The sequence below is a fragment of the Microbacterium sp. LCT-H2 genome (genome assembly GCF_001866135.1).
Classification (GTDB): domain Bacteria; phylum Actinomycetota; class Actinomycetes; order Actinomycetales; family Microbacteriaceae; genus Microbacterium.
The window spans coordinates 79,868-95,574 of record NZ_MODW01000008.1 but is presented as its reverse complement, the minus strand read 5'-3'; the positions used below and the strand labels follow the sequence as shown (position 1 = coordinate 95,574).

General features: G+C 71.1%; 16 protein-coding genes. All 16 read left to right on the top strand.

Annotation, left to right across the window (positions count from 1 at the left end; genetic code table 11):
• The first annotated feature begins 393 nt into the window (after positions 1–393).
• The 16 genes from BK819_RS15355 to der all read left to right on the top strand — a co-directional run bounded on the left by BK819_RS15355 (position 394) and on the right by der (position 15,647).
• Positions 394–1,170: a hypothetical protein gene (locus tag BK819_RS15355; protein WP_071329897.1), complete on the top strand. Its 777-nt coding sequence runs from the start codon at positions 394–396 to the stop codon at positions 1,168–1,170.
• Positions 1,170–2,219 (top strand): HAD-IIA family hydrolase, encoded by a 1,050-nt coding sequence (locus BK819_RS15350; protein ID WP_071329896.1) that lies wholly within the window; start codon positions 1,170–1,172, stop codon positions 2,217–2,219. The genes BK819_RS15355 and BK819_RS15350 overlap by 1 nt, the downstream gene beginning before the upstream one ends.
• A 49-nt stretch (positions 2,220–2,268) precedes the next feature.
• On the top strand, positions 2,269–2,448 hold the full coding sequence (locus tag BK819_RS16440) for a hypothetical protein (protein WP_143049329.1): 180 nt from the start codon (positions 2,269–2,271) through the stop codon (positions 2,446–2,448).
• Positions 2,445–3,242, top strand: coding sequence for a TlyA family RNA methyltransferase (locus BK819_RS15345; protein WP_071329895.1), 798 nt, complete (start codon positions 2,445–2,447; stop codon positions 3,240–3,242). The genes BK819_RS16440 and BK819_RS15345 overlap by 4 nt, the downstream gene beginning before the upstream one ends.
• Positions 3,239–4,159 (top strand): NAD kinase, encoded by a 921-nt coding sequence (locus tag BK819_RS15340; protein ID WP_071329894.1) that lies wholly within the window; start codon positions 3,239–3,241, stop codon positions 4,157–4,159. The genes BK819_RS15345 and BK819_RS15340 overlap by 4 nt, the downstream gene beginning before the upstream one ends.
• Complete coding sequence (recN, locus tag BK819_RS15335) at positions 4,156–5,838, top strand: DNA repair protein RecN (protein WP_071329893.1); 1,683 nt, start codon at positions 4,156–4,158, stop codon at positions 5,836–5,838. The genes BK819_RS15340 and recN overlap by 4 nt, the downstream gene beginning before the upstream one ends.
• Before the next feature lie 26 nt (positions 5,839–5,864).
• Positions 5,865–7,559, top strand: a complete 1,695-nt coding sequence (locus tag BK819_RS15330) for a CTP synthase (RefSeq protein WP_071329892.1) — start codon at positions 5,865–5,867, stop codon at positions 7,557–7,559.
• Positions 7,552–8,148, top strand: a complete 597-nt coding sequence (locus tag BK819_RS15325; protein WP_071329891.1) for an NUDIX hydrolase — start codon at positions 7,552–7,554, stop codon at positions 8,146–8,148. The genes BK819_RS15330 and BK819_RS15325 overlap by 8 nt, the downstream gene beginning before the upstream one ends.
• Positions 8,149–8,150: 2 nt before the next feature.
• A complete protein-coding gene (xerD, locus tag BK819_RS15320) occupies positions 8,151–9,053 on the top strand; it encodes a site-specific tyrosine recombinase XerD (RefSeq protein WP_071329890.1) in 903 nt (300 codons plus the stop codon).
• A gap of 160 nt (positions 9,054–9,213) precedes the next feature.
• Complete coding sequence (locus tag BK819_RS15315; protein ID WP_164498181.1) at positions 9,214–10,047, top strand: ParA family protein; 834 nt, start codon at positions 9,214–9,216, stop codon at positions 10,045–10,047.
• Entirely contained in the window at positions 10,031–10,903 is an 873-nt protein-coding gene (locus BK819_RS15310; protein WP_071329889.1) for a ScpA family protein, read from the top strand. Before BK819_RS15315 ends, BK819_RS15310 begins: the two co-directional genes overlap by 17 nt.
• A complete protein-coding gene (gene scpB / locus BK819_RS15305) occupies positions 10,893–11,516 on the top strand; it encodes an SMC-Scp complex subunit ScpB (protein ID WP_071329888.1) in 624 nt (207 codons plus the stop codon). Before BK819_RS15310 ends, scpB begins: the two co-directional genes overlap by 11 nt.
• Positions 11,513–12,310 carry a pseudouridine synthase gene (locus BK819_RS15300; protein WP_071329887.1) on the top strand — a complete coding sequence of 266 codons (798 nt, stop codon included), beginning with the start codon at positions 11,513–11,515 and terminating at the stop codon, positions 12,308–12,310. The genes scpB and BK819_RS15300 overlap by 4 nt, the downstream gene beginning before the upstream one ends.
• On the top strand, positions 12,307–13,443 hold the full coding sequence (locus BK819_RS15295) for a prephenate dehydrogenase (RefSeq protein ID WP_071329886.1): 1,137 nt from the start codon (positions 12,307–12,309) through the stop codon (positions 13,441–13,443). The genes BK819_RS15300 and BK819_RS15295 overlap by 4 nt, the downstream gene beginning before the upstream one ends.
• Positions 13,436–14,134 carry a (d)CMP kinase gene (cmk, locus tag BK819_RS15290; RefSeq protein ID WP_071329885.1) on the top strand — a complete coding sequence of 233 codons (699 nt, stop codon included), beginning with the start codon at positions 13,436–13,438 and terminating at the stop codon, positions 14,132–14,134. Before BK819_RS15295 ends, cmk begins: the two co-directional genes overlap by 8 nt.
• Positions 14,127–15,647 carry a ribosome biogenesis GTPase Der gene (gene der, locus BK819_RS15285; RefSeq protein ID WP_025105139.1) on the top strand — a complete coding sequence of 507 codons (1,521 nt, stop codon included), beginning with the start codon at positions 14,127–14,129 and terminating at the stop codon, positions 15,645–15,647. The genes cmk and der overlap by 8 nt, the downstream gene beginning before the upstream one ends.
• Positions 15,648–15,707: the final 60 nt, after the last annotated feature.

Sequence of the window (15,707 nt, the reverse complement as noted above, 5' to 3'; positions counted from 1 at the left end):
TCGTGAGGGTGGCTACAACCGTGANGTGGCTACAACCGTGACGGTGGTGCGCCGCGTCGTGAGGGTGGCTACAACCGCGACGGCGCTCCGCGTCGCGAAGGCGGCTACAACCGGGACTCCGGCCCTCGCCGTGAGGGTGGTTACAACCGTGACTCCGCTCCGCGTCGCGAGGGCGGGTTCGAGCGTGAGCGGGGGAGCGACCGTTCGCGGTCCTTCCCGCAGCGTGGCGGCGCCGGCCGGGAACGTCCGGCCAACGCGGCGAACGAGCGTCCGCGGTTCGATGAGCCGCGCCTCCCGGACGAGGTCACCGCACGCGACCTGCACCCGTCCGCGCGCAACGAGCTGAAGACGCTCAGCAAGGAGAACGCCGAGTTCGTCGCCCGACACCTGGCGATGGCGTCCCGGCTGATCGACGAGGATCCCGCTCTGGCGCACGAGCATGCGCTGGCGGCCTCGCGTCGTGCCGGCCGGATCGCGATCGTCCGCGAGACTCTCGGCATCACCGCCTACGCGACGGGCGACTTCGCCCTGGCCCTGCGCGAGCTGCGCACCTATCGCCGGATCTCCGGCAAGGACGACCAGATCGCCCTCATGGTCGACAGCGAGCGCGGCATCGGGCGTCCCGACCGCGCGCTCGAGACCGGCCGGGCCGTGGACCGGTCGGCCCTCGCCACCCCGGTGCGCGTGGCTCTCGCGATCGCGATGTCGGGCGCTCGGCTGGACCAGGGAGACCTGGAGCTGGCCCTCGGCGAGCTCGAGATTCCGGAGCTTGACCCCGATCGCGCGTTCGAGTGGAGCCCCGCGCTCTTCGCCGCGCGGGCCGCCGTGCTGGAGGACCTCGGGCGTACCGACGAGGCGGAGTTCTGGGCGCACCGCGCCGAGGTCGCCGCTGAGGCTCTCGGCGTGGACGAGGCCGGCGACGAGGAGCTCTACGTGGAGGACAGCCTCATCGAGGACGAGTTCTCCGAAGCCGAGTTCTCCGAAGCCGACGTCGCTTCCGTCGAGGACGTCGCCGACGACGCGACGGAAGCCGACGACACGACCGACACCCCCGAGCCCGCCGAGCCGTCCATCGAGGACGAGGTGCGCGAGCTTCTCGGTGAGGACGACGAGACGGATGACGAGACGGAGGACGACTCGCCCTCCGCATCCGAGAAGCCGGAGGCGTAGTGGGACTCTTCACAGCGAAGGCGCGGAAGCGACCCGTGGGACTGACGCCCCTCCAGGGCGTCGACACCGTCCTCGCTGATCTCGACGGCGTGGTCTACGCGGGTCCCGGCGCTCTGCCGCATGCGGTGGAGAGTCTGAACGCGGCGGCGCACGCGGTGCGTCTCGGCTACATCACCAACAACGCCTCGCGCACCGACGCCTCCGTGGCCGCGCACCTCACGAGTCTCGGACTCGACGTGGCTCCGCAGGACGTCGTCACGAGCCCGCAGGCGGCGATGCGTCTGCTGTCCGGGATCGTGCCGGCGCCGGCGACCATCCTCGTCGTCGGCGGTGACGGCCTCGTCGATGAGGTGCAGAAGGCCGGCTACACGGTGACACGCAGCGCCGAGGATGCACCGTCGGCCGTGGTCCAGGGGTTCGCCCCCGAGGTGGCCTGGACCGATCTCGCCGAGGCGGCGTTCGCCCTCAAGGTCCCCGAGGACGAGGGCGGCATCCCGTGGATCGCCACGAACACCGACTGGACGATCCCGCGTGAGCGCGGCGTCGCGCCGGGGAACGGCACCCTCGTCTCCGCCGTCCACACGGCCATCGGCCGTCTGGCGACGGTGGCGGGCAAGCCGGAGACTCCGATCTTCGAGGAGGCGCTCGCCCGCTTCGGGGCGACGAAGGCGCTCTTCATCGGCGACCGTCTCGACACCGACATCATGGGTGCGAGCCGTGCGGGGATCGAGTCCGCCCTGGTGCTGACCGGTATCGACCGTCCCAAGCACGTCCTCGCCGCGCCCGAGGGATCGCGCCCGACCTACATCCTCGGTGACCTGCGCGGCCTGCACGAGCCGTATCCCGAGCCCGTGGTGACCGACGGCGTCTACGACGTGAACGGTGCCGCCGTCCGCGTCCACGGCGCGGATGTCGAGATCGTGGCGGAGTCCGGGGACCAGCTCGACCTGCTGCGCGCCGGTGCCGCCGCCATCTGGGCTTCGGGGACGCCGGTCTTCGTCCTGCGGGTGCCGGAGCGGCTGTACGACGACCCGTTCCACCGCCCCTGAGCCACGCGTGGCGCCGTCGGCCGTCGGCGGTGCCGCGTACAGTGGAAGCGTGAGCGATGAGACGACGACCAGCGCGCCGACGGACGGCCTGTGGAGTCGTCTGCGTCTGATCGAAGGGCAGCCGCTCGCCGCACGCGCAGACGCCTACTCTTCCCTGCACGACGAACTCTCGCGACGGCTCGAGAGCGGATCCCGGCTGGAACAGCGGGAGACCCCAGGATCACGATGACGCGACTCGACGCCGCCCTCGCTCTCCGAGGACTCGCCCGTTCGCGCACGCATGCCGCCACCCTCATCGCCGACGGCCTCGTGAGCGTCGACGGCCGCCCGGTCGTCAAGGCCTCGACGGCGGTCGACGACTCGAACACGATCACGGTCGCAGGCGCCGACCACTACGTCAGCCGCGCCGCGCACAAGCTCGTTGCGGGCCTCGACGGCTTCGGCATCCCGGTGCAGGGGCGCCTCGCCCTCGACATGGGGGCATCGACCGGCGGGTTCACCCAGGTGCTCCGGGAACGCGGCGCGCGCCGTGTGCTCGCCGTCGACGTCGGGCATGGCCAGCTCGCCCCCTCGGTCGCCGCCGACTCCGGCGTCACGGCGGTCGAGGGCTTCAACGTGCGGCACATGAAACGCGACAGCCTCGCCGCAGCGACGGGGGAGTCCGCGCCGCCGGAACTGGTGGTGGGCGACCTCTCCTTCATCTCGCTCGAGCTCGTACTGCCCGCAGTGGTCGCGGTGGCCGCGCCGGGCGCCGACGTGCTGCTGCTGGTCAAACCGCAGTTCGAGGTCGGACGGACGGCCGTGCGCGGCGGCCTCGTCACCGACCCGGCCACCCGTGCCGACGCCGTCGCCCGCGTGGTGTGGAGTGCCTGGGACGCGGGGATGGGGATGGCGGGGATCGTCGCCTCCCCGATCCTCGGGACTCACGGCAATGCGGAGTATCTCGTGCACCTCGTGCCGGGCGGCGGGAGCAATCCGACAGAATGGATGGACACCATCAACCGGCTGGCAGGGGGACGATGAACGAGCGCAGGATCCTGGTCGTCGCCCACGCGGGTCGCGTCGACACCGTCGCGGCCGCCCGTCGGGTGGTCGATGCCCTCCGGGGCGCGGGAGTGCGCCCCGTCCTGGCGGCCGACGACCACGCGGAACTCGCCGCCGTCGATGCATTCTTCGCGGACGTCGAGGTGCTGGACGCCTCCGCCGGTCCGGCGTCCCTCGAACTCGCGATCGTGCTCGGTGGCGACGGCACGATCCTCCGTGCGGCGGAACTCGTCCGCGACAGCGGCGCCCCGGTGCTCGGCATCAACATGGGACACGTCGGCTTCCTCGCGGAGATCGACCGCGACGACATGGACGACGCGATGCGCCGTGTCATCGCCCGCGACTACGACGTCGAGGAGCGCCTGGCCCTGTCGGTGCGCGTCAAGGACAGGTCCGGGGGCGTCGTCTTCGAGACCTGGGCCCTGAACGAGGCGACCGTCGAGAAGGCGAGCCGCGAGCGCATGATCGAAGTGGTGCTCGAGATCGACGGGCGGCCGCTGTCGAGCTTCGGCTGCGATGGCATGGTCATCTCCACCCCGACCGGCTCGACCGCCTACAACTTCTCCGCCGGCGGACCGGTCATCTGGCCGACGGTCGAGGCCATCGCGGTGGTCCCGCTGTCGGCACACGCCCTGTTCGCGAAGCCGCTCGTGGTGAGCCCCGATGCGGCCGTGGCCATCGAGATGCTGGAGCGGACGGACGGCTCCGGCATCCTCTGGTGCGACGGCCGTCGTTCCCACGACCTCCCGCCGGGCGCCCGCGTCGTGGTGCGTCGCTCGTCGCGCCCGGTCCGCCTCGCGCGCCTGCACCCGACCGCGTTCACGAACCGTCTCGTCCGCAAGTTCCAGCTGCCGGTCGAGGGCTGGCGCGGGCAGGAGCGGAGGAGCGACGCATGATCGAGGAGATGCGCATGCAGGGGCTCGGCGTGATCGCCGACGCCGTCCTGCCGCTCGGCCCGGGCTTCACGGCGATCACCGGAGAGACCGGCGCGGGCAAGACCATGGTCGTCACCGGACTCGGGTTGCTCCTCGGCCAGCGCGCCGACTCGGGGGCTGTGCGCAAGGGCGCGGCGCAGGCGTCGGTGGCGGGGGTGTGGATCGTGCCTGAGACCGGCGAGGTCGCCGACATCGTGGCCGAGGCCGGCGGAGAGCTGGAGCCGGCCGGTGCCGGCACCGCCGAGCTGTATGTGTCGCGCACCCTCAGCGCCGAGGGTCGCAGTCGCGCGAGCGTCGGCGGCCGCGCCGCGCCGGCGGGGGTGCTCTCCTCGCTCGCGGACGAGCTCATCGTCGTGCACGGACAGTCCGAGCAGCTGCGGCTGCGGTCGGCCGCCGCGCAGCGCGACGCCCTCGACCGCTTCGGCGGTGAACCGATCGCTCGGGCGCTGGAGGAGTACCAGGCCGCGTTCGAGCGCTGGCGAACGCTCGATGCCGAGATCATCGACATCACCGCGAACCGCGACCGGCGCGCCGAGGAGGCCGCCCGGCTGCGGGAGGATCTCGCCCTGATCGAAGCCACCGCCCCGGAAGAGGGCGAGGACGAGGAGCTGACGGCCCGTGCCGAGCGCCTCGCGAACGCGGAGGAGCTGCGACTCGCTGCAGCTCTGGCGCACGGCACTCTCTCGAACGAGGAGGGCGAGCCGGATGCCTCGGCGCTGGTCGCCGAAGCCCGCCGAGCGATCGAGCGCGTGTCGGACCCGAAGCTGGCGGAGGTCGCGGAGACCCTTGCCGACATCGGCTACCGGATCGCCGACGCCGCCGGTGCGCTCTCCGGCTTCCTCGCCGACCTCGACGAGTCCGGACCCCACGAGCTCGCCGCCGTCGAGGAGCGCCGGGCCGCGCTCGGCGTCCTCATCCGTCAGCACGGTTCGCTGGCGGAGGCGCTGGCGCTGTGGCAGACCGGTTCCGCGCGGCTGGCAGAGCTCGACGACGACGGGGAGCGCCTGGAGCGCCTTTCCGCCGAGCGCGACGAGGCCAGGGCGGAGCTCGACGCCCGCGCCGATGCTCTCACCGCGGCGCGGAGCGAGGCCGCCGTCCGGCTCGGAGAAGCCGTGACCGCCGAGCTCCACGCCCTGGCGATGCCGGACGCTCGTCTGGAGGTCTCCGTGGCCCCTGGCCTCGAGAGCGCCCACGGCCGCGACGACGTCGCCATCCTGCTCGCCCCGCACCCCGGCGCCGAACCCCGTTCCGTGGCCAAGGGGGCCTCCGGCGGCGAGCTGTCGCGGGTGATGCTCGCGATCGAGGTCGTCATCGCGGCGACCGACCCGGTGCCCACCTTCGTGTTCGACGAGGTCGACGCGGGCATCGGCGGCGCGGCGGCGATCGAGGTCGGGCGGCGACTCGCCCGACTCGCCGAGAAGTCGCAGGTGATCGCCGTCACCCATCTCGCGCAGGTCGCCGCCTTCGCGAACAACCACCTCACCGTCGTGAAATCGCACGACGGCGCCGTCACCGCCTCCAGCGTGCGGCGGCTCGACGGGGAGGAGCGCGAGGCCGAGATGGCTCGTCTGCTCTCCGGACTTGCGGATTCCGATGCCGCACTCACCCACGCCCGCGAGCTTCTCAGCCTCGGCGTCTGAACGAACTGTTAGGATAGAAGCCCGTGATGAACTCTTCTTCTGCGGGGCCCAAGAACGACACGACCAAGCACATCTTCGTGACTGGTGGTGTCGTTTCGTCTTTGGGCAAGGGGCTCACCGCGGCCAGCCTGGGCAACCTCCTGACGGCCCGCGGACTCCGCGTGGTCATGCAGAAGCTCGACCCGTATCTGAACGTCGATCCGGGCACCATGAACCCGTTCCAGCACGGCGAGGTGTTCGTCACCGACGACGGTGCGGAGACCGACCTCGACATCGGCCACTACGAGCGCTTCCTCGACATCAACCTGTCCGAGGCGGCCAACGTCACGACCGGCCAGATCTACTCCCAGGTGATCGCCCGTGAGCGTCGCGGCGAGTACCTCGGCGACACCGTGCAGGTCATCCCGCACATCACCGACGAGATCAAGCGCCGCATGCGGCTGCAGGCGACCGAGGACCCGCGTCCCGACGTGATCATCACCGAGGTCGGCGGCACGGTCGGCGACATCGAGTCGCAGCCGTTCCTCGAGTCCGCGCGCCAGCTTCGTCACGAGCTCGGCCGCGACAACGTGTTCTTCGTGCACGTCTCGCTCGTGCCGTTCATGGGTGCGTCCGGCGAGCAGAAGACCAAGCCGACTCAGCACTCGGTCGCAGCCCTCCGTCAGGTCGGTATCCAGCCCGATGCCCTCGTGCTCCGCAGCGACCGCCCGGTGAGCGCGAGCAACCGCAACAAGATCGCCCTCATGTGCGACGTCGACGTCGAAGGCGTCATCAACACCGTCGACCTGCCGAGCATCTACGACATCCCGTCGACTCTCAACGAGCAGGGCCTCGACTCCTACATCGTGCGCCGCCTCGGCCTCGACCAGAAGGCGGACGACGTCGACTGGACGCGCTGGAACAAGGTGCTGCACGCCGTGCACAACCCGAAGCACGAGGTCACGATCGGTCTCGTCGGCAAGTACATCGACCTGCCGGACGCCTACCTCTCCGTGACCGAGGCCCTCAAGGCGGGCGGGTTCGCGCAGGAAACGAAGGTCAACATCCGCTGGATCCCGTCCGACCTCTGCGAGACCCCCGAGGGCGCGCAGGAGCAGCTGGCCGAGCTGGACGGCATCTGCGTCCCCGGAGGCTTCGGCATCCGCGGCATCGAGGGCAAGCTGGGCGCGCTGAAGTTCGCCCGCGAGCAGGGCATCCCGACCCTCGGCCTCTGCCTGGGTCTGCAGTGCATGGTCATCGAGTACGCCCGCGACGTGGCCGGGATCGCCGGAGCCTCGTCCAGCGAGTTCGACCCGGACACCGCGCAGCCCGTCATCGCGACCATGGCCGAGCAGATCGAGATCCTCGACGGCGGCGACCTCGGCGGCACCATGCGCCTCGGCCTGTACAAGGCGGCTCTCGCGGAGGGTTCGCTGGCGCGTGAGGTCTACGGCACCGCCGAGGTGTCCGAGCGTCACCGTCACCGCTACGAGGTCAACAACGCCTACCGCGATCGCCTGTCCGAGGCCGGCCTGGTGTTCTCGGGTCTGAACCCCGAGCTGGACCTCGTCGAGTACGTCGAGCTGCCGCGCGACGTGCACCCGTACTACATCGCCACCCAGGCGCACCCGGAGCTCCGCTCGCGTCCGACCGACCCGCACCCGCTGTTCCGCGGTCTCGTCGGTGCCGCCATCGCGCGTCACCGCGCGAGCGAGCTGTTCGACGTGCCCGTCGATGAGTGAGTCGGAGGCGCCGGGCGTCGCGGAGCCGCTGCGGGACGAGCCCTTCGAGCCGGAGGTCCTGAGCAGCGACCTCGTCTATGAGGGGTATGTCTGGGACGTCCGCTCCGACCGGGTCCGCTACGGCGACGGCGAGATCGTGCGCCAGTACGTCGCCCACCCCGGGGCGGTCGCGATCCTCGCGCTGGACGACGAGGAGCGGGTCCTGCTCATCCAGCAGTACCGGCACCCGATCCGTCACCGCGACTGGGAGCTGCCGGCCGGTCTCCTCGACATCGCGGGGGAGGAGCCGCTGGCGGCCGCCCGTCGCGAGCTCGCGGAGGAAGCCGACCTCGTCGCCGCCCACTGGGAGCCCCTGGTGTCGTCGTGGACGACGCCCGGCGGTAACGACGAGCTCATCCGGGTGTTCCTCGCGACCGGACTCTCAGCCGCCGAGACCGCGCACGACCGCGAGGACGAGGAAGCCGACATCCGCGTCGCGTGGGTGCCGCTGGAGGAGGCCGTCGCCGGAGTCCTGGAGGGACGCCTGCACAACGGCATCCTCTCCATCGGCGTCCTGGCCGCCGCGCAGAGGCTGCGCGACCGGAGCTGAGCATGCTGCTCGATCGCGCCCTCGACGCGTACCTGCGTCATGTGACGATCGAGCGCGGGCTCAGCAGTCACACGGTCGGCGCCTACCGGCGGGATCTCGCGGGCTACCGGGACTGGCTCACAGCGGAGGGAATCGACGACACCGCGGACATCACGCCCGCTGTCGTCGACCGCTTCATCGCCGCCCGCGCGTCTGCGGAGCCGCCGCCGGCCGCGACGAGCCTGGCGCGCCTGCAGTCCTCGGTGCGCGGCTGGCACCGGTTCCTCGCCCGCGAGGGCATCGAGGCGGACGATCCGACCGGACGGCTCCGCCCGCCGAAGACCCCGCGCCGGCTGCCGAAAGCCCTCACGATCGACCAGGTGGAGCGCCTGCTCGCCGCGCCGTCGGCCGAGGAGCCGCTCGGCATCCGCGACAGGGCGCTCCTGGAGCTCCTCTACGCGACCGGCGCCCGGGTGTCGGAGGCGGTCGGGCTCGACGTCGACGACATGGCGCACGGCGAGGTGCTGCGCCTGCGCGGCAAGGGTTCGAAGGAGCGCATCGTCCCGGTGGGCTCGTACGCCCGCACGGCCGTCGACGCCTACCTCACCCGGGTCCGGCCGGAACTCGCGGCGAAGGGCCGTGCATCGGCCCGGCTCTTCCTCGGCGCGCGCGGTGCCCCTCTCTCGCGACAGAGCGCGTGGCTGGTGATCCGTTCCGCTGCCGAGCGCGCGCAGCTCACCGCCGAGGTCTCCCCGCACACGCTGCGGCATTCGTTCGCGACGCACCTCCTGCAGGGCGGCGCCGACGTGCGGGTGGTGCAGGAGCTGCTGGGGCATTCCTCGGTCGCGACGACGCAGATCTACACGCACGTGTCGGTGGATGCTCTCCGCGACATCTACGCGACCTCGCACCCCCGCGCACGCTGAGCGCGCACTCCAGGGCTGTTCGGTGACCGCCCGCCGCGCGCCGGGACGGCGGGGGAACGCGTGGCGGCTACAATCGAGCAAGCACGAAGGAGCAGGAGAACCGGTGGCTGAGAAAGTGGCGAAGTCCAGGGCGAAGGCGCAGAAGGCCGACGACACCCCCATGGGACCCACCGGCCGTCCGTACCAGGGCTTCCCGATCCCGGCGCCTCTGAAGTCGCACGGCCCGGCCCGCATCATCGCCCTCTGCAACCAGAAGGGCGGCGTCGGCAAGACGACGACCTCGATCAACCTCGCCGCCGCGCTCGCGGAGTATGGCCGCAAGGTGCTCGCCGTGGACTTCGATCCACAGGGCGCGCTGTCCGCCGGTCTCGGCATCCAGACGCACGACGTCCCGACTGTCTACGACCTCCTGCTCGACACGAAGCGCGACGCGCACGACGCGATCGTGCACTCGAACGTGCCCGGCCTCGACGTCCTCCCCGCGAACATCGACCTCTCCGCCGCGGAGGTGCACCTCGTCAACGAGGTCGCCCGCGAGACGATCCTGGCCCGCGTCCTCCGGCAGGTGGCGGGGGAGTACGACGTCATCCTCATCGACTGCCAGCCGTCGCTCGGTCTGCTGACCGTGAACGCGCTGACGGCGGCGCACGGCGTCATCATCCCGCTCGAGTGCGAGTTCTTCGCGCTCCGTGGTGTCGCGCTCCTCATCGAGACCATCGACAAGGTCCGCGATCGCCTGAACCCCTCCATCGAGATGGACGGCCTGCTGGCGACCATGTACGACCCGCGCACGCTGCACTCGCGCGAGGTGCTGGAGCGGGTCGTGGAGGCGTTCGGCGACGACGTGCTGGAGACCGTGATCGGCCGCACCGTGAAGTTCCCGGACGCGTCGGTCTCGGGGGTCCCGATCACCGAGTTCGCTCCGGAGCACGCGGCCGCACAGGCATACCTGCGGCTGGCCAGGGAGCTGGTCGCCCGTGGCGCCGTCGCCTGACGAGCTCGGAACCGCTGAGGTCCCGGCACCCGCCGACGCCGTCGACGCCGTGGAGTCTTCTTCGACCGACGACGCCGGCGGGTTCCGCGTCTCGCTGTCGAACTTCGACGGCCCCTTCGACCTCCTGCTGAACCTCATCTCGAAGCATGAGATGGACATCACCGAGGTATCGCTGAGCGCCGTCACCAACGAGTTCATCGCGTACCTCGCCGACTTGGAGGACGAGGAGGAGCTGGATCAGGCCTCGGAGTTCCTCGTCGTCGCCGCGACCCTGCTCGACATGAAGGTCGCGGGCCTGCTGCCGCAGGGCGAGCTCGTCGATGCCGAGGCCGTCGCCTTGCTCGAAGCGCGCGACCTGCTCTTCGCCCGCCTCCTGCAGTACCGCGCGTTCAAAGAGGTCTCCGCCTGGTTCTCGCGGTGCCTGCAGCGGGAGGACCGCCGCCATGTGCGTGCGGTGCCACTGGAGGAGAAGCACCGGAAGCAGACGCCCGAGCTCGTCTGGTCGCTCACGCCCGACGACTTCGCGGCGCTGGCGCTCCTGGCCTTCGCGCCGAAGGAGATCCCGCACGTCGGCCTCGACCATCTGCACGCACCCCTGGTCAGCATCCGCGAGCAGGCCGCCATCGTCGTCACTCTGCTGCGCGGCACCGAATCGCTGAGCTTCCGCGAGCTGGTCGCCGGCGTCACCGAGCCGGGCATCGTCGTGGCCCGTTTCATCTCGGTGCTGGAGCTGTACCGGCACGCGGCGCTCTCCTTCGAACAACTGGAACCGCTCGGGGAGCTCACGCTCCGCTGGGCCGCCGACTCCTGGTCGGACGAGACACTCGCGACCCTGGGGGCCGACTATGACCGATGACGTGACCGCGGCAGAGACCGGGCTGCACGAGGAGCCCGACGCCGTGACGGGTGCCGAGCTCCCGCTCAGCGAGCGTGTGGAGGCGATCCTCTTCATCGTCGACGAGCCGATCGGCCTGGTGGCCCTCGCCGCGGCGGTCGGGGCGCCGGTGCCCGCCGTCCGGCAGACGGTGGAGTCGCTGGTCGAGGACTATGACGGCCGAGGCGCGGGTCCTCGGCGTGGCTTCGAGCTGCGGGAGGTCGGCGGCGGATGGCGGCTCTACGTCCGCGAGGACCTCGATCCGGTCGTGGCGGAGTTCGTCGGCGGTCAGGCTCCGGCCCGACTCTCCCAGGCGGCGCTGGAGACGCTCGCCGTCATCGCGTACAAGCAGCCGGTCACCCGGAGCCAGGTGGCCTCGATCCGCGCGGTCAACGTCGACTCCGTGGTCCGCACCCTCCTCGCGCGAGGGCTGATCACCGAACTGTTCGCCGATTCCGAGACCGGCGCGATCAACTACGGCACCACCGATGCACTCCTCCAGCATCTCGGTATCAACTCGCTGGATGAGCTTCCGCCGATCTCGCCGCTCCTCGACGACGGCGCCGACGGCTTCGACGAAGGGACGGTCCGATGACCACCGACACCCACGACTCCACCGCCCCCGAGGGCGTGCGGCTGCAGAAGGTGCTCGCCGCGGCGGGTGTGGCGTCCCGTCGCGTCGTCGAGCAGTACATCGTCGAGGGACGCATCCGCGTGAACGGCCAGGTGGTCACCGAGCTCGGTCGCCGCATCGACCCGGAGCGCGACCTCGTGGACGTGGACGGCACCGCGGTGCAGCTCGACGTGTCCAAGCGGTACGTGATGCTGAACAAGCCGACGGGTGTGGTCAGCAGCATGCGCGACGAGAGCGGACGCCCCGATCTCCGACGCTTCACGAAGGACTACGAGGAGCGGCTGTACAACGTCGGGCGTCTGGACGCCGAGACCAGCGGACTGCTGCTGCTCACCAACGACGGCGAGCTCGCGCACGTGCTCGCGCACCCCTCCTTCGGCGTCACCAAGGTCTACATCGCGAAGGTCGAGGGCGCGGTGACGGCGCAGACCATCTCGAAGCTCACGAAGGGCATCGAGCTGGAGGACGGCCCCATCGCCGCCGACAAGGCCCGGCTGCTGGACACGTCGCGCGGCTCGAGCCTCGTCGAGCTCACCCTGCACTCGGGACGCAACCGGATCGTGCGCCGGATGATGGCCGCGGTCGGCCATCCGGTGATGGAACTCGTGCGGCGGCAGTTCGGTCCGCTGCACCTGGGAACCCTCCCGGCGGGCCGGACGCGGGAACTGAGTAAAATCGAACTCGGCGCGCTGTTGACTCTCGCGCGCCGGGAATCCGGTGTCGCCGAGGCGCCAGGCGAGCAGGAGAGCGAATGACCCAGACGACGAGTGCGCCCGCGGCGCGGAAGACCGGTGCCGTGGCGCCGCGTCTGTCCGGCACCGTGCGCATCGTCGGCGCCGGGCTGCTCGGCGCCAGCGTCGGCCACGCCCTGCGTGCGAAGGGCATCGACGTCGTCCTCACCGACGCGTCCCCCGCGCAGCTGCGCCTCGCCGTCGACTACGGCGCCGGACGCCTTCCGCAGGATGACGACGCGCCTGTGCTCGTCGTCGTGGCCGTGCCGCCGGACGTGACCGCCGACGTGATCCAGGCCGAGCTCGAGCGGTACCCCGACGCTGTCGTGACGGATGTCGCGAGCGTCAAGCTGGAGCAGTTCCGCACGCTCCGGGAGCGGGGCGTGAACCTCGCCCGCTACATCGGCTCCCACCCGCTCGCCGGTCGCGAGCGCGGCGGGGCGATCTCGGCCAGGGCCGATCTCTTCATCGGGCGGCCGTGGGTCGTGTGCCGCGACGAGGACACCGCCGCGCGGGACCTCGCGCTGGTCGAGGCGCTGGCGCTCGACGTCGGCGCGATGCCGCTGGAGATGACTCCGGAGGAGCACGACCGCTCCGTCGCCCTCACCTCGCATGTGCCGCAGGTCGTCGCGAGTCTCCTCGCCGGGCGTCTCGCCGGGGCTGAGGAGGGAGCTCTCCGTCTGGCCGGGCAGGGGGTGCGGGACACCACGCGCATCGCTGCGTCCGCTCCCGAACTGTGGGTGCAGATCCTCGGAGCCAACGCCGGTCCCGTCGTCGAGATCCTCGACGCGCTCGCGACCGATCTGAGCGAGGTCGCCGATGCGCTGCGGGCTCCCGGTGCTCCCGGAGCTCGACGCGTGCTCGCGGAGACCATCCGCCAGGGCAACGACGGCGTCGAGCGCCTCCCCGGCAAGCACGGGCAGAACCGGCGCTTCGAGACACTGGTCGTCATGGTCGACGACACCGCCGGTCAACTGGGGCGCCTGTTCGGCGAGCTCGGCGAGCTCGGCGTCAACGTCGAGGACCTGCGACTGGAGCACTCTCCGGGCGCGCAGTTCGGCCTCGCCGAGATCAGTGTCGACCCCGCGGCGCTGCACGGCGCGATCACCGGGCTCCAGGAACGCGGCTGGCGCATCGCAGGGAACACCAATGACTGACACCTCCACCATCTCCGCCACGAAGTTCATCGCCATCGACGGGCCCGCCGGGTCCGGCAAGTCGAGCGTCTCCAAGGCGATCGCACGTCGCGAGGGCTACGGCTACCTCGACACCGGGTCGGCCTACCGGGCCCTCGCCTGGCATGTGCTCGATCGCGGTGCAGACACCGACGACGCCGAGGCCGTGCGCGCTGCGGCCGCCGATTTCCCGGTCCGTCTCGGGCTCGACCCCGACGACCGCACGGTGCGCGTCGGCGACGTCGACGTGACGGCGGCGATCCGCGAACCCCGTGTGTCCGGTGCCGTGAGCGGCGTGGCCCGCGTGCCGGAGGTGCGCACCCAGGTCAACGAGCTCTTCCGGGCGCTGGTCGCCGAGGCGCCGTACCCGGCCGTCGTCGTCGAAGGACGCGACATCACGACCGTCGTGGCACCGGATGCGCCCGTGCGCATCCTGCTGACCGCGGCGCCGGAGGTGCGGGCCGCACGCCGCGCGGGCGAGCTCGCCGGCGAGAACGCCGCCGCCGTCGCGGACGCGCTGCACAAGCGCGACGCCTCCGACAGTGCCGTCGTCGACTTCCTCAACGCCGCGGAAGGCGTGGAGGTCGTCGACTCGACCGCGCTCGATTTCCCCCAGACCATCGACGCCGTCCTCTCGGTGATCGAACGACTCCGAGGAGCAGACCGTGGCTGACGACGAATACGAAGGCGGTCCCGACCAGCTCGCCGAGAAGCTTGAGCAGATCGATGACCAGCTCGCCGAACAGCGCGCGGAGACCCTGCGGGCCGGGCTCGCCGACTACGAGCTCGACGACGAGGACGCCGCGCTCCTCGCCGGCGTGGCACTGGGCGAGGACGGCATCGAGTTCCTGCCGGCGCTCCCGGTGGTGGCGATCGTCGGGCGCCCGAACGTGGGCAAGTCCGCGCTCGTGAACCGGATCCTCGGCCGTCGCGAGGCCGTCGTGGAGGACACCCCCGGCGTCACCCGCGACCGCGTCACGTACAAGGCAGAGTGGAACGACCGCCGCTTCACGGTCGTCGACACCGGCGGGTGGGAGCCAGACGCCCGCGGCATCGACCGTTCGGTCGCGGCACAGGCCGAGGTCGCGATCGACCTGTCCGACGTCGTGCTGTTCGTCGTGGACGCCATGGTGGGCGCCACGTCGACCGACGAACACGTCGTGAAGCTGCTGCGCAAGAGCGGCAAGCCGGTCTTCCTCGTCGCCAACAAGATCGACGACGCGCGTCAGGAGCCGGAAGCGGCCGCCCTGTGGAACCTGGGTCTCGGGGAGCCGCACCCGGTCTCCGCGATCCACGGTCGTGGTGTCGCCGACCTCCTCGACGCCGTGCTGACGAAGCTGCCGGAGATCTCCGCGGTGGCGAAGCAGGAGATCGGCGGTCCGCGTCGCGTCGCGATCCTGGGGCGCCCGAACGTCGGCAAGTCCTCGCTGCTGAACAAGGCCGCGGGGGAGGAGCGCGTCGTCGTCAACGATCTCGCCGGCACCACTCGCGACCCCGTGGACGAGGTCGTGGAGCTGGGCGGCAAGATGTGGCGCCTCGTCGACACGGCCGGTATCCGTCGCCGCGTGCACATGGCCCAGGGTGCCGACTTCTATGCGTCGCTGCGCACGTCGGCCGCGCTGGAGAAGGCGGAGGTCGCGATCGTCGTCCTCGACGTGTCGGAGTCGATCAGCGAGCAGGACGTGCGGATCATCGACCTCGTGCTCGAGTCCGGTCGCGCGCTCGTCCTGGCGTTCAACAAGTGGGATCGCCTCAACGACGACGACCTGGAGAACGCCGACCGCCGCCGCTACCTGGAGCGCGAGATCGAGCAGGACCTCGCCCACGTGGCCTGGGCTCCGCGGGTCAACATCTCGGCGAAGACGGGTCGTCACCTCGACAAGCTCGTCCCGGCGCTCGAGATGGCGCTGGAGAACTGGGACCGCCGCATCCCGACCGGCAAGTTCAACGCGTTCCTCGCCGAGCTCGTCGCCGAGCACCCGCACCCGGTGCGCGGAGGGAAGCAGCCGCGCATCCTCTTCGGGACGCAGGCCTCGACCCGTCCGCCGACGTTCGTGCTGTTCACGACAGGTTTCCTCGACCCGGGCTACCGCCGGTTCATCCAGCGCCGCCTACGCGAGCTGTACCCGTTCGAGGGCACGCCGATCGTCATCAACATGCGCGTGCGGGAGCGTCGCCAGCGCTGACTCGTTGCCGCGCATGTCGCGGCGGTGGCGCCGGAACCCCGATGCTGTGAAAAGCTGAGG

Coding starts and splice junctions, on each gene's coding strand:
- BK819_RS15300 (WP_071329887.1), top strand. CDS start 11,513: ATGACCACCGACACCCACGACTCCACCGCCCCCGAGGGCGTGCGGCTG.
- recN (WP_071329893.1), top strand. CDS start 4,156: ATGATCGAGGAGATGCGCATGCAGGGGCTCGGCGTGATCGCCGACGCC.
- BK819_RS15295 (WP_071329886.1), top strand. CDS start 12,307: ATGACCCAGACGACGAGTGCGCCCGCGGCGCGGAAGACCGGTGCCGTG.
- xerD (WP_071329890.1), top strand. CDS start 8,151: ATGCTGCTCGATCGCGCCCTCGACGCGTACCTGCGTCATGTGACGATC.
- cmk (WP_071329885.1), top strand. CDS start 13,436: ATGACTGACACCTCCACCATCTCCGCCACGAAGTTCATCGCCATCGAC.
- BK819_RS15325 (WP_071329891.1), top strand. CDS start 7,552: ATGAGTGAGTCGGAGGCGCCGGGCGTCGCGGAGCCGCTGCGGGACGAG.
- scpB (WP_071329888.1), top strand. CDS start 10,893: ATGACCGATGACGTGACCGCGGCAGAGACCGGGCTGCACGAGGAGCCC.
- BK819_RS15340 (WP_071329894.1), top strand. CDS start 3,239: ATGAACGAGCGCAGGATCCTGGTCGTCGCCCACGCGGGTCGCGTCGAC.
- BK819_RS15355 (WP_071329897.1), top strand. CDS start 394: ATGGCGTCCCGGCTGATCGACGAGGATCCCGCTCTGGCGCACGAGCAT.
- BK819_RS15330 (WP_071329892.1), top strand. CDS start 5,865: ATGAACTCTTCTTCTGCGGGGCCCAAGAACGACACGACCAAGCACATC.
- BK819_RS15345 (WP_071329895.1), top strand. CDS start 2,445: ATGACGCGACTCGACGCCGCCCTCGCTCTCCGAGGACTCGCCCGTTCG.
- BK819_RS15315 (WP_164498181.1), top strand. CDS start 9,214: ATGGGACCCACCGGCCGTCCGTACCAGGGCTTCCCGATCCCGGCGCCT.